Here is a 12238-nt window from a genome sequence, read left to right on the forward strand (position 1 = left end):
CTTCTAAAAAAAGAAACAAAAAATTTAGAACGAAACTTGGTCGATGGTCTTTTGGACAACTTCGATCCTTTTTGGAGTACAAGGGGCTGCTTAAGGGCGTCCCTGTAGTAGTAGTTGACCCTCGATACACTAGTCAGACCTGCAATGTATGTAAACATATTGGTAAACGAACTAACAAGCACTTTAAGTGCCAAAACTGTGGAAGCCATATGGATGCTGATGTGAACGCATCTATTAATGTAGCTACCCTTGGACGCGCCATAAACCGTGTCGGAAAATCGAATGATATGTGTTGCACTATTGCTCATGTTCATTCAGGTTTAAAACCCAATCCATCGCTATGCGTGGTTGGGTAGTTTATCTAATCCGTATTGCCATTTTCATAGTAATAGTATGGATTGGAGGATTAAAAGCATTTCAATATGAAGCAAACGGCATTGTGCCCTTTGTAGCCAATAGTTCCTTTATGTCCTTCTTCTATTCTAACGAAGCACCAGAATACAAAGAATGTAAAAACCCAGAGAGTAAAACAGTCCTTTTATCCAAATGAGCATTGATTACAACAAAGAACCAAGTTACCATTATGATCTTGGGCGACAGATTAAATCACTTCGTAAAAAAGGAGTACTTGTTATCGGAAGTGGTAATAGGGTTCACAATCTGAGAATGGTGGATTGGAGAAACATAAACACCTCAGGATCTGGTTATGGTTGGGCCAATGAAGCAGATCAGAAAATGAAAAAATTCATATTAGCAAGATCACAAGGTAGAATTTTTGATTTGGCTATCCCTACTCCAGAACATTATTTACCTTTATTATATGTTTTAGGTTTGAAAGATTCTGATGAAAGTGTAAGTTTGTTTAATGATAATACCCTTGGAGGATCTCTAAGTATGACCTCTGTTAAAATCGGATAACACCAACTAACACACAACAAATTGGAATTCAGTATAACTATATTCCTTGACCTTCTCGGGACTTTTGCTTTCGCAATCAGTGGTCTTAGACTGGCCTCAGGAAAAAGAATAGATTGGTTTGGCGCTTTTATCATCGCTTTGGTTACCGCCATTGGTGGTGGAACAACACGTGATCTACTTCTAGATGTTAGACCGTTTTGGATGATGAACCCTATGTATTTTATAACCACTGGAATCGCCTTTTTATCTGCCATATTATTTAAAGAAAAATTATTTCGCTGGGGAAGTACTTTATTCATGTTTGATGCTATTGGTCTAGGGCTATTTACCGTAGTTGGTATCAGTAAAAGTTTAGCCATGGGATTACCCTTTTGGGTCTGTGTAATGATGGGAACAATTACTGGAACCCTTGGTGGAGTGTTTCGAGACGTCTTATTAAACAAAGTCCCACTGGTATTCACAAGAGACATCTACGCACTGGCATGTGTTTTCGGTGGCGGAGTGTACTATCTGTTCTATAAATTTGGTTTTTCTTCGGACATCACGGAATTAATGACAGCTATAACGGTTATCGTTGCAAGATTAATCGCTGCTAAATTTCATCTACAATTACCATTACTTAAACCCATTAACGAAAACATTCAAAAAAAGTAAATCGGCACAATTATTACATTCTGCGTAAATTTTTAAATGAATTTTTAAATATTATTGGATTTTTTTGGCGAAATTCCAGCAATCTTTCATTAAACCAAAATGTAATTTACTAAAATGTCAAAGTATATCTTAGCCATAGATCAAGGAACCACCAGCTCACGAGCTTTAGTATTTGATAACAATGGTAACACCAAGAGCATTGCACAGAAAGAATTTACGCAATATTTCCCAAAGCCAGGTTGGGTGGAGCACGATGCAAATGAAATCTGGTCATCCCAAATGGCTGTAACCATAGAGGCGGTATCAAAAGCCAAACTCCACGCTGATCACATAGCAGCAATCGGAATTACCAACCAACGAGAAACTACTATAGTTTGGAACCGTAAAACAGGTGAACCTGTGTATAACGCAATTGTTTGGCAAGATCGTAGAACCGCAGATTACTGTGATCAGTTAATTAAAGAAGGCTGGGAAGAAAAAATTAGAGGAAAAACTGGTTTGGTTATCGATGCTTATTTTGTAGCTACCAAAGTAAAATGGATTTTGGATAATGTGGATAACGCAAGAGGAAAAGCCGAAGCTGGAGAATTAGTTTTCGGTACCGTGGACTCTTGGCTACTATGGAACCTTACCAATGGTCACAAACACATCACTGATATTACCAACGCATCTAGAACTCTATTATTTAATATCCATACCCTCAACTGGGATCAAGAACTTTTAGATCTTTTCAAAATTCCACGGTCTATGCTTCCAGAGGTATGCGATTCAAGTGGTGACATTGCCCATACCTCAGGCATGCTCTTTGCGCGAAAGATTCCCATTACTGGTGTAGCTGGGGACCAGCATGCCGCTCTATTTGGCCAAATGTGCACCAAAGAAGGTATGGTTAAAAACACCTATGGAACGGGATGTTTTATGCTAATGAATATTGGCAATAAACCGCTAGTTTCAAAAAATAAACTATTAACCACCATTGCGTGGAAAATAGGCAACGAGATCCATTACGCTTTAGAAGGAAGTATTTTTATTTCAGGCGCAGTAGTTCAATGGCTCAGAGATGGATTAGGTCTTATCAAAACTGCCAAGGACTCTGAAAAAATGGCAAGAAGCGTAAAGGACACTGATGGGGTGTATTTTGTACCTGCATTTACTGGTCTAGGTGCCCCATATTGGAATCAACATGCCAAGGGCACAATGGTAGGCATCAGCAGAGGTACTACTGCAGCCCACATTGTTAGGGCTTCACTGGAGAGTATTGCATTCCAGACCCATGATGTGTTAAAAGCAATGGAGGCAGATTCAAACATCTCAATTAAAGAATTAAGAGTTGATGGAGGTGCCACTGAAAATGACTTTTTAATGCAGTTTCAATCTACCATCTTAGACACTCAAATCATAAAATCGAAAACAACAGAGGTAACAGCCTTAGGAGCGGCATATTTAGCAGGCCTAGGAGTTGGGTTTTGGAAGGATCAAAATGATATTATACAAAAATGGAAGGTTGACAAAACGTATTCACCTGAGCAAGACAGCAATGTTGAAAAACAATTAGAGTCTTGGAAAAAAGCAGTACAGACCACAAATTATTGGACAAACCCTAATTAAATAAGACTATTATGACAGCTTTCATAGCAGAAATTATTGGCACCTTTATGCTCATTCTTCTCGGTAATGGGGTCGTTGCCAATGTAGTATTAAACAAAACAAAAGGGCATGATTCAGGATGGATGGTCATTTGCACAGCATGGGCCTTAGCGGTATTTACTGGGGTGGTCATTGCAGCGCCCTACAGTGGTGCACATATAAATCCCGCGGTAAGTATTGGCCTAGCAACAGCTGGGCTTTTAGAATGGGTTTTGGTCCCTTTTTATATAATAGCCCAGATGATAGGAGCCATGTTAGGAGCCTCTACGGTTGCTTTAATTTACAGGGATCATTATCTAGAAACTCCTGACCCTGTTTTAAAGTTAGCTACATTCTGCACTATACCAGCATTACCAAATAAGACAAGCAACCTAATTAGCGAAATCATAGGCACTTTTGTTTTGATATTTGTTATTTTTTATTTTACAGATCCTGTCATTGGCGATTCATCACAAACCCCTATTGGTTTGGGATCTATAGGAGCCTTGCCAGTTGCGTTTATTGTTTGGGTGATCGGTCTTTCTCTTGGAGGAACTACTGGCTACGCCATCAATCCTGCCCGTGATTTAGGCCCCAGGATTGTTCATGCTATATTACCTATTAAGGGAAAAGGAAGTAGTAATTGGCATTACGCTTGGATCCCTATCATTGGTCCTATTATCGGAGCCGTACTAGCTGCAGGATTACATCTGCTTTTAACTTATTTACCAAACATAACTTGATGCGCTTTTTGATAATCTTCTAAGGTGTCGATGTCCCTCACGTGTGGTTCTGCGTTTAACTTTAACACCTTTTTTTGGTGTTTTTTAATGATGAGTTTTGCGCCAATATCAGCATGTAAAGTAGATAACTCATTGAAGTATTCTGAAGAAAACAAGGCAGGCACTCCAAGATTTCCATGAAACTCTGAGACTATTATTTCAGAAGTATCTTTTTCAAAATGTGTGATTATTTCTTTAAGATAATCAGCACTGACAAAAGGTTGATCACCTAATAAAAATAATACTCCATCTAATTTTAGATTCTTTAAGGTGCTAATAGCAAAAGCAATAGAACTCCCAATACCTTCTTTCCACTGCGGGTTTATATGAGGGTGTACATTATTAATTTTAGGGATTTCTTTTCTTATAGTCTCGCCATGAGCTCCGAGGATTATGTGTAACTGAAGGCCCAAAGTGCTGGCCGTACTAATGACATGATTCAGAAGTGAGTCGTTTCCCCAAGGCATTAATTGTTTAGGAACTCCCATTCTTGAAGAGGCTCCAGCTGCAAGTATCACTATGGCTACTTTGGGTTTCATTTACACTTTTTTAAGAATGTATTCTTCCTTTTTTATCCTTTAACGCAATGATCGGTTGTTGCCTGTAAACAGAAAGCATTTCTGAAAGTATGGAAACAGCAATTTCTTGAGGGGTTTCAGCTCCGATATTTATACCTGCAGGGCCGTGAATAGAATCAAAAAATGCCTCAGAAACCTGTGGCCTATGTTCCATGATCTCACTTAGGATCCTCTCACGTCGCTTGGCTGGTCCTAGAAGACCTATGTAAGGAATTGTAATTCCTTGTTCTAACCTTAGTAAGTATTTTAAATCTTTAGAGTAGCTGTGTGTCATTAACATGACTGCTGTTCGATCATCGATTAGGTCCATGTCAAACAATTCTGCTCTAGTATTGATAACTGCTTTTGCGCCAGGAAAATTTGATATTTCTTTGGGATCAGAATCTGTTGCAATCACACAGACCTCCCAACCACTTAATGTCGCGAATTTACAAAGTTGTACCGCATCGTGTTCAGCGCCAATGATCACAAGTCTTAATGCAGCAGGCAAGTTTTGCTGGAAAACATCCAAGTCATCAGAGTTGGAGTCAGAAGAAGTATTAAATTGATCATTGATGGCATAATTGGTATCATTAAAAAACATTACCTCGGTTCCAAAACGTTTATCTAATTGTTGGTCCTGTTTTGTAAAATAGCTTTTAAGACGCAATGATTCGCGATGATCCAAACCATTTCTAAAGGTCTCAATAAAAGCTTGTGATAAATTAATTGGTTCAATTAGAATATACAGGATTCCTTCACAACCTAATCGGAACCTTCCATCATAAGTCATCACTTTAGGAATACCGTCTTTAAAAACGGAATCACTTTGTCTGTAAATTTCCTTTTCTACACACCCCCCACTTACCGCACCAACCATTTTTCCTTCAATATCGATGAGCATCCGAACTCCTGGCTTGCGATAGGAAGTTCCTTCCAAAGCAACTACAGTGGCTAACACACACGGTTTGCCCTGTCGATTAATCTTTTGGTAAGCAGTGATAATATTTTCAAATTCATACATCATAACTTCAACCTGTAAGTTCTTATGTTCTAGTTGGGAAGAAATACACCACCGTTCCTTCTTCTAAACTTTCAATTTGAGGTGGCAGAACAATAAAACCATCTGTTCTTCCCATGCTAATTAAATCACCTGATCCATTCTCCTGAATAGCATAGACAGTGTGTACGCCATTTTCTATTTTCAAATATACATTTTTAAAAACTGTAAGTAGTGTTTCATTAGCCATAGCTTGGCCTAAGACCACTTGAAGTCCTGCCTGATTTAAACCTAGAGAACCGTACAACCATGTTTTAAAATATATATGATAACTTACAAAGGTAGATACAGGGTTTCCAGGAAACGAAAATACCAAGGTATTGGTTTTTGGGTAAATCCCGAACCAAAACGGTTTTCCAGGCTTCTGATTCACGCGATGAAAACATTTCTGTACCCCTAGTTGATCCATGGCCTCTGGGATATAATCGAATTTCCCTTTTGATACTCCACCACTAATAATTAGAACATTATTATTATTAAGCAAACTATCTAATGAAGCAATAATAGTTTCTTTATCATCATCAAAGTGGTGATGTTTGGGCTCAATTTTTTGTAAGGCTAACAGTGCGTGCAGGGTATGCATGTTGGATTCTCTAATTTGATGTGCAGCAGGTACTTCGTGTACAGCCACAAGCTCATTACCGGTTGAAATCAAACACACCTCAGGTAGTTTTTTAACCACTACCTCCACTGAACCTACCGCTGCAAGTATTCCAATTTCTGCGGCACTAATTCTAGTGTCCTTTTGAATAATCACATCACCCTGTGAGGTATCACTCCCTTTGTAGTGAACATTTTGTCCCTTTCGAACCTCGGTTTGAAGGGTCGCAACACCATTGTTAATTTGGATGTCTTCAAACATAACCACAGTATCAGCACCCTGTGGCACCACAGCCCCTGTCATGATTTCAAGGCATTGGTTGGTATCATTTAACGAAATCTGAGGAGTTCCAGCCGCAACAGTCCCTGCAATTTCAAACTCACTCCTGGGTTCTAGGTCATCAAAGTAAATCGCAATACCGTCTTTGGTAGCTCTGTTAAAAGCAGGAAAGTCACGATCTGCCTTTATGTCTTGGGCCAATACCCTCCCTAAGGATCGGGTAAATGGCACTTTCTCAATACCAAAGTCTTGAATGTAACTCTGTACTATATCAAATGCTTCTTTATAAGATATCATTTTGCATAAGTTTAAAAATTTATCAGCCCCAATCCATTGTTTAGTAATACTCTTAGCCCAACTATAAAAACAAGGATAGCGGTGAGTATTTTGATTCCAGCCCCACTTAATTTATGTAGGCTGATCCGTATTCCTAGCTGTCCACCAAGTAAAACCGCACCCAATAAAACTAGTCCTAGTTTCCATGGAAAAACAAACATGTCATTGGTCACAAGACCAGCTATCCCCGAAATAGAATTCACCAAAATAAAGAAACTTGCCAGAGCTGCAATTTTAATAGATAAATCCCAGCGCATATGATTTAATATTGGTGCTAGGAAAATACCACCTCCAATTCCAACTAGTCCAGAGAGAAAACCGATTCCAGCTCCTAAGGCCACGGTGACCCACATGGGATATCTTTTAATAGCCTGTTCTTTATTTTTCTTTTTTCGTCTTACATTTTGGGTCAGTAATAAAATAGCAGAGGTCATTAGTGCGATCCCTAAAATAATGAAAAATACGTATTCCTCCAACCTAAAAGATGCCCCTATAAAGGCTAGAGGTATACTAGCGGCCACAAAAGGAAGAAACTTCTTAATTTCAAAATGGCCATTTTTATAATACAGGTAGGTACTTGTTGAGACCACCATCAAATTACAAACTAGTGCAAGTGATCTAATAACAAAAAAACTACCTACAAATAAAGTAAGAATCGCTAAGTAACTACTGCCACCACCAAAACCTACTGAGGAATACAGGGTAGCTATAACAAAAAAACAAATGGCCAATAAAAGGAGTGATTCAGTAGCTATTTCCATACCTGTGGGTAATTATTTAATCCTCCCTCGAGCTGATAAATTTTGCCATCTAACTGTTGGTTTAAATAGGTTAATGCTTTTTCGCTTCGTATTCCCGATTGACATATCAAAACAACTGTCCTTTTTAAATCTACCTCACCTGTTCGATTGGAGAGTTCTTGCAGTGGAATATTTATGGAGTCCTCAAGGTGAAAGTTTCTAAATTCCTCTGGGCTTCTTACATCTACCAGTTGATAGTTTTTAGGATTGTGAAGAATCTTCTCAAACTGCTCCGCGGTAACTGACGCGCTTAGATGGCAGCTTATATGCTGATAATTCTCTTCCAAAGTTTTACGTGTTTGATTTTTCGAATTTGGCTCAAAACTAACCTGTTGAATTTTTTGCACCAACCCATCGTATAGCAATAGTTTTCCAGATAAGGGCTGACCTATTCCTGTCAGGATCTTGATTACCTCCAAAGCTTGAAAATTTCCAATAATTCCTGGCAAAATCCCTAGCACCCCGTTGACATTACAGTCAGGCATCTCACCTTTACCTGGCATTTCTGGAAATAGACACCTATAGGTGGGGCCAGATTTGTAATTAAACACACTGACCTGCCCTTCAAAAGCATGTAAAGCTCCATAAACAAATGGTTTATTTATAATTACGCAGGCATCACTGATTAAATATCTGGTAGGAAAATTATCAGTGGCATCCACAATGACATCATAGGACTTTACTATATCCAAAACATTATCTGTTCCTAGAAATTCATTATGGCTATGGAATTTTGTGGTTGAATTCTGAGCTTGTAATTTTTTAATGGAAACCTCTATTTTAGGTTTCCCAATGTCTTGTTCACCATATATAGGTTGTCGTTGTAGGTTACTGAGCTCGATCTTGTCATTTTCTACTATTCCTATAGTTCCAACACCCATGGCATTGAGGTACTGTAACACTGGAACCCCTAAGCCTCCAGCCCCAACAACTAACACGCTCGAATTTTGAAGTTTTCGCTGTCCTTCTACCCCAAATCCCTTTAAGGTCGTTTGTCGTATATATCTATTGGCATTCATTACGATTCTGGTTTTTCTTTAATTCTTTTTAGAAGATGCTGATATTGATCCTGATCGTTAATATTGACAAGAACCTCATCGCGTAAAGGCTTTACAATTTCAGGTAAGTTCTCGGCTAAAAATTTAACAGGCGAACATGATATTTTTTTTTCTAAATAATCCTCAGCGGCACTTAGGCCTTTAGGCTCCCATATGGCAAAAAGCGGTTCCGGAAATGCTTTATCCATTGCTTTGTAAGTAGTTGCTACTCTCAAGGGATTTCTTTTATCAATAAGTCTATTTATTGCCTGTAAATCTACCAATGGCATATCACAAGCTACCACTAACCATGCATGATCAGGATGTTTTCGATAAGCGCTCATTATACCGTTAAAAGGGCCAGGGTAAATATTTTGATCCACAACACACTTAACATCGGATGAGAATTGCTCTTGTTGATCCTTTCGAATACTCATATAAACCATATCACAACACTCCCTAAGTAGATTGTAGATATGAAATCGCTGTGGTTGGATGTGGTATTCAAGCAATCCTTTGTCTACTCCCATACGAGTACTTTGTCCCCCAGCGAGCACTAGAGCATTGAGTTTAGCGATTGTATTCACTTTTACCTCCAGATTTGTGGTTGAGTTGAATGCTGTCAATTACGATTTCATGTGACAAGGCTTTACACATGTCATAGATGGTAAGAGCACTTACTGAAACTCCTGTAAGAGCCTCCATTTCAACTCCAGTGCGCTCATTGCATTTTACAGTACAGATTATTTCTAGGCTATTTTCCTTGGGTTTAATATCGATCTGGATTTTAGACAAGGCTAATTGATGACAAAGAGGGATAAGATCTGCCGTTTTTTTTACCGCCTGTATTCCGGCAATCACAGCGGTCTGGATAATACTGCCTTTCTTATTGCTAAATTGTTCTTGTTTTAAGGTATTAAATACATCCTGGGGAAAAATAACCAGCCCTGATGCTACCGCTATCCTACTACTTACAGCTTTGGCAGAAACATCCACCATGGTGGCCTGCCCTTGTTGATCAATATGTGAGAGTTGCTTAGTCATTGTTGTGTTTCAATTAATGAAATAAGTTTACTAGCCACCGATCGAAGTCATCGAATTTTGAAACACTCCGTCATAGCGTTTTTGTTCCTCAAAACCTGTTTTGGATCTACTACCGATGGCTCTTTGAATTTCAGTTCTAATCATTTCGGTGGAATTTTCCGATCTTAAAAGCTCGCGAATATTCATTCGCGGTTTTCCATATAAACAGGTAATCACATCCCCTGTAGCAGAAATCCTTAAGCGATTACAGCTCCCACAAAAGGTGCGAGAAAATGAAGGAATTATTCCAAAAGTGCCTTTGTGACCAGGGATCTTATAATTAATTGCTGTGGAAGTTGACGGAGATTTTAACTCCTGAATACCATCGAAATGCTCCGAAATATATTTGTAGATCGCTTTATAATCCCATCGAATTTTATTAAACGATTTAACCCCACCATTAAATGGCATTTCTTCTAAGAACCGTACCGATACATTATGGTATTTGGTTAATTCTAAAAGGGAAAGTACTTCTTGTTCATTTTGTCCCTCAAGAACAATGCAGTTAATACGAAGTTTAAAGTCCTTTTCAATGAGTCGCAGCATATTCTCATATACTATATCAAATTGTTTTCTTCGTGTAATACGTTCAAAGGTTTTCTTGGTGATGGCATCCATACTTAGGTTGACATCTTTAATCCCCAATGATTCCAGCTCATCGATATACGGTCCGATAAGAGTGGCATTAGTAGTTACAGATATCTCCTTGAGTCCCTCTAATGTGGTCAAATGCCGGAAGAGTTGCATTATATCCTTACGAACAAAAGGCTCTCCTCCAGTTAGTCTTATCTTATCTATACCTTGGTCAACCATAATACTACTGAGTTGACACAACTCCTCTATGGAAAATACCTCGGAGTGTTTTGCAAAATTAATACCCTCGGCAGGCATACAATAATTACAACGCAAATTACAGCGATCGGTTATGGCCAATCTTAAATAATTGATGACTCTATTGTGATTATCTATAAGCATAATTCTCTTCTACTTTGCCAATTGGTTGACTCATTCTATCTGGAGATTTGTTAGTTCACCCTCCACTTACAGGTGGTATAAGCGCTAGTTCATCCGAGCAAGTTATCTGAACATCTTCATTAGCATAAGCGCTATTTACTGCCACGGCCAAAGACGACAAACGACCAAGGCCAGGATATTTTTGTTTTAAATATGCCTTTAATTGACCTACGTCTTTCAAGTTTTCACTTGCGGGAATATCTAAGACATCCTGACTTGTTATTTCCCTTGTAATACCAAAGAGTAAGACTTGCATGATTTTAAGTAATTTTCCAGTTTCAACATATAGGCCTTAAGTTAGCCAAATTTACCACAATTCTATTGGCATTTAAGGCAATTTAACATCCCGAAGTGGTTACTGTAGTTGAAGCACCTTTTTTAAGTCTAGTTCGGCAACAGATTTTATAATCATATCTGGTTTAAAAGCGTAATTGTTTAATTCTGCCTTTTTAGATACTCCGGAGAGGGTTAGAATGGTTGTATATCCTAGTTGTATTCCTCCTAAAATATCCGTATCCATTGTATCGCCAATGATAATGGTTTCTTTAGCTTCCATTCCCAGGTATTTTCTTGCTGAACGCATCATAACTGGACTTGGTTTACCAACCGAAAATGCCTTCTTATTGGTCGCCTCTTCAATCATAGCTACAATAGCTTTAATCCCTAGATTGGACCAGCCTTGTTTCATAGGAGAAGGATCGAGATTGGTCGCTATTAATTTTGCGCCAGAGAGTATCATATCAACAGCATTATTGACCATTTCTAAAGTAAAATTCCTACCCTCACCCACAACCACAAAATCAGGATTTTGATTCACTAGGGTATATCCATGTTGGTGAAGACTTGTAATTAATCCACCCTCTCCAAGCACATAGGCGGTACCATTAGGATTCATAAATGATAAAAAATAAGCCGTAGCCATGGCACTGGTGTAAACGTTTTCTTCACTAATTTCTATCCCCATTCTAGCGACTTTATTAACCGTATCCAGAGGTGTACGCTGTGAATTGTTTGTCATAAACAAAAATGGGATTTTTTCCTTTTGAAGAGTTTTTATAAAAGTATCAGCTCCTGGAATTAAGGTGTCATTTTCGTATATAACCCCATCCATGTCTATTAGAAATCCTTTCTTCATAATTTTTACTTTCTTTATCTTTACTTGTGAATCCCTAAATTACAACTTAAAAATTAGCTATGTAAGTAAATAGGGGCAAATCACATTACTTAGATATCATATTTAATAATTTAACATTACAATCTTATATTCCATGGAAAAAACATATTTTAAACCTAAAAATCTAAAGAAGTTCTAAAACATTACAACTGACCGCCAAAGCTCAAGCTAAATTTTTTGACTAATAAGGGAATGTTTTCAAAATAACCCATAAGTGCAGGAGTAAAATCGTTGAATGCAGTTGCAGATGATCTCAAGTGACCTTAGTACGTCTTAAGAGAGTTTCATGCTGGATTGGTTGCAAGTAAAATTGGAAT

15 protein-coding genes and 1 pseudogene are annotated in these 12238 nt (G+C 38.2%); 6 read left to right on the top strand and 10 right to left on the bottom strand.

Annotated features, from left to right (window positions below):
* The 6 genes and pseudogenes from I215_RS13485 to I215_RS13510 form a co-directional block, all read left to right on the top strand.
* A partial coding sequence (locus I215_RS13485) for a zinc ribbon domain-containing protein (RefSeq protein WP_008992540.1) occupies positions 1-356 on the top strand: 356 nt, incomplete at its 5' end.
* Positions 341-535 (top strand): annotated as a pseudogene (locus I215_RS13490) (DUF417 family protein); the annotation flags it as partial. The gene I215_RS13485 and the pseudogene I215_RS13490, both read left to right, overlap by 16 nt.
* Before the next feature lie 11 nt (positions 536-546).
* Positions 547-918, top strand: coding sequence for a dioxygenase family protein (locus I215_RS13495; protein WP_008992542.1), 372 nt, complete (start codon positions 547-549; stop codon positions 916-918).
* Between the two features lie 21 nt (positions 919-939).
* Positions 940-1572: a trimeric intracellular cation channel family protein gene (locus I215_RS13500; RefSeq protein WP_008992543.1), complete on the top strand. Its 633-nt coding sequence runs from the start codon at positions 940-942 to the stop codon at positions 1570-1572.
* A 114-nt stretch (positions 1573-1686) separates the two neighbouring features.
* On the top strand, positions 1687-3180 hold the full coding sequence (glpK, locus tag I215_RS13505) for a glycerol kinase GlpK (RefSeq protein WP_008992544.1): 1494 nt from the start codon (positions 1687-1689) through the stop codon (positions 3178-3180).
* 11 nt (positions 3181-3191) lie between these two features.
* Positions 3192-3941, top strand: coding sequence for an MIP/aquaporin family protein (locus I215_RS13510; RefSeq protein WP_008992545.1), 750 nt, complete (start codon positions 3192-3194; stop codon positions 3939-3941).
* On the opposite strand, the gene I215_RS13515 is transcribed toward I215_RS13510, so the two are convergent.
* From I215_RS13515 to I215_RS13560, 10 genes are all read right to left on the bottom strand, one after another.
* Complete coding sequence (locus I215_RS13515) at positions 3920-4519, bottom strand: nucleotidyltransferase family protein (protein ID WP_008992546.1); 600 nt, start codon at positions 4517-4519, stop codon at positions 3920-3922. The two genes, I215_RS13510 and I215_RS13515, sit on opposite strands and share 22 nt — an antisense overlap.
* Positions 4520-4529: 10 nt before the next feature.
* Positions 4530-5564: an XdhC family protein gene (locus I215_RS13520; protein ID WP_008992547.1), complete on the bottom strand. Its 1035-nt coding sequence runs from the start codon at positions 5562-5564 to the stop codon at positions 4530-4532.
* Between the two features lie 19 nt (positions 5565-5583).
* The gene (locus I215_RS13525) at positions 5584-6774 is read right to left on the bottom strand and encodes a molybdopterin molybdotransferase MoeA (protein ID WP_008992548.1); all 1191 of its coding nucleotides are present in this window, start codon (positions 6772-6774) and stop codon (positions 5584-5586) included.
* 11 nt (positions 6775-6785) lie between these two features.
* A complete protein-coding gene (locus tag I215_RS13530) occupies positions 6786-7574 on the bottom strand; it encodes a sulfite exporter TauE/SafE family protein (RefSeq protein WP_008992549.1) in 789 nt (262 codons plus the stop codon).
* Positions 7565-8632 carry a HesA/MoeB/ThiF family protein gene (locus tag I215_RS13535; protein ID WP_008992550.1) on the bottom strand — a complete coding sequence of 356 codons (1068 nt, stop codon included), beginning with the start codon at positions 8630-8632 and terminating at the stop codon, positions 7565-7567. Before I215_RS13535 ends, I215_RS13530 begins: the two co-directional genes overlap by 10 nt.
* Complete coding sequence (locus tag I215_RS13540; RefSeq protein ID WP_008992551.1) at positions 8632-9237, bottom strand: NTP transferase domain-containing protein; 606 nt, start codon at positions 9235-9237, stop codon at positions 8632-8634. The genes I215_RS13535 and I215_RS13540 overlap by 1 nt, the downstream gene beginning before the upstream one ends.
* Positions 9221-9694, bottom strand: coding sequence for a cyclic pyranopterin monophosphate synthase MoaC (gene moaC / locus I215_RS13545; RefSeq protein WP_008992552.1), 474 nt, complete (start codon positions 9692-9694; stop codon positions 9221-9223). Before moaC ends, I215_RS13540 begins: the two co-directional genes overlap by 17 nt.
* A gap of 30 nt (positions 9695-9724) precedes the next feature.
* Complete coding sequence (gene moaA / locus I215_RS13550) at positions 9725-10708, bottom strand: GTP 3',8-cyclase MoaA (protein WP_083852516.1); 984 nt, start codon at positions 10706-10708, stop codon at positions 9725-9727.
* A 55-nt stretch (positions 10709-10763) separates the two neighbouring features.
* The gene (locus tag I215_RS13555; protein WP_008992554.1) at positions 10764-11003 is read right to left on the bottom strand and encodes a MoaD/ThiS family protein; all 240 of its coding nucleotides are present in this window, start codon (positions 11001-11003) and stop codon (positions 10764-10766) included.
* A 99-nt stretch (positions 11004-11102) separates the two neighbouring features.
* A complete protein-coding gene (locus tag I215_RS13560) occupies positions 11103-11882 on the bottom strand; it encodes an HAD-IIA family hydrolase (RefSeq protein ID WP_008992555.1) in 780 nt (259 codons plus the stop codon).
* Positions 11883-12238: the final 356 nt, after the last annotated feature.

The sequence above is a fragment of the Galbibacter marinus genome, assembly GCF_000300875.1.
Taxonomy (GTDB): domain Bacteria; phylum Bacteroidota; class Bacteroidia; order Flavobacteriales; family Flavobacteriaceae; genus Galbibacter; species Galbibacter marinus.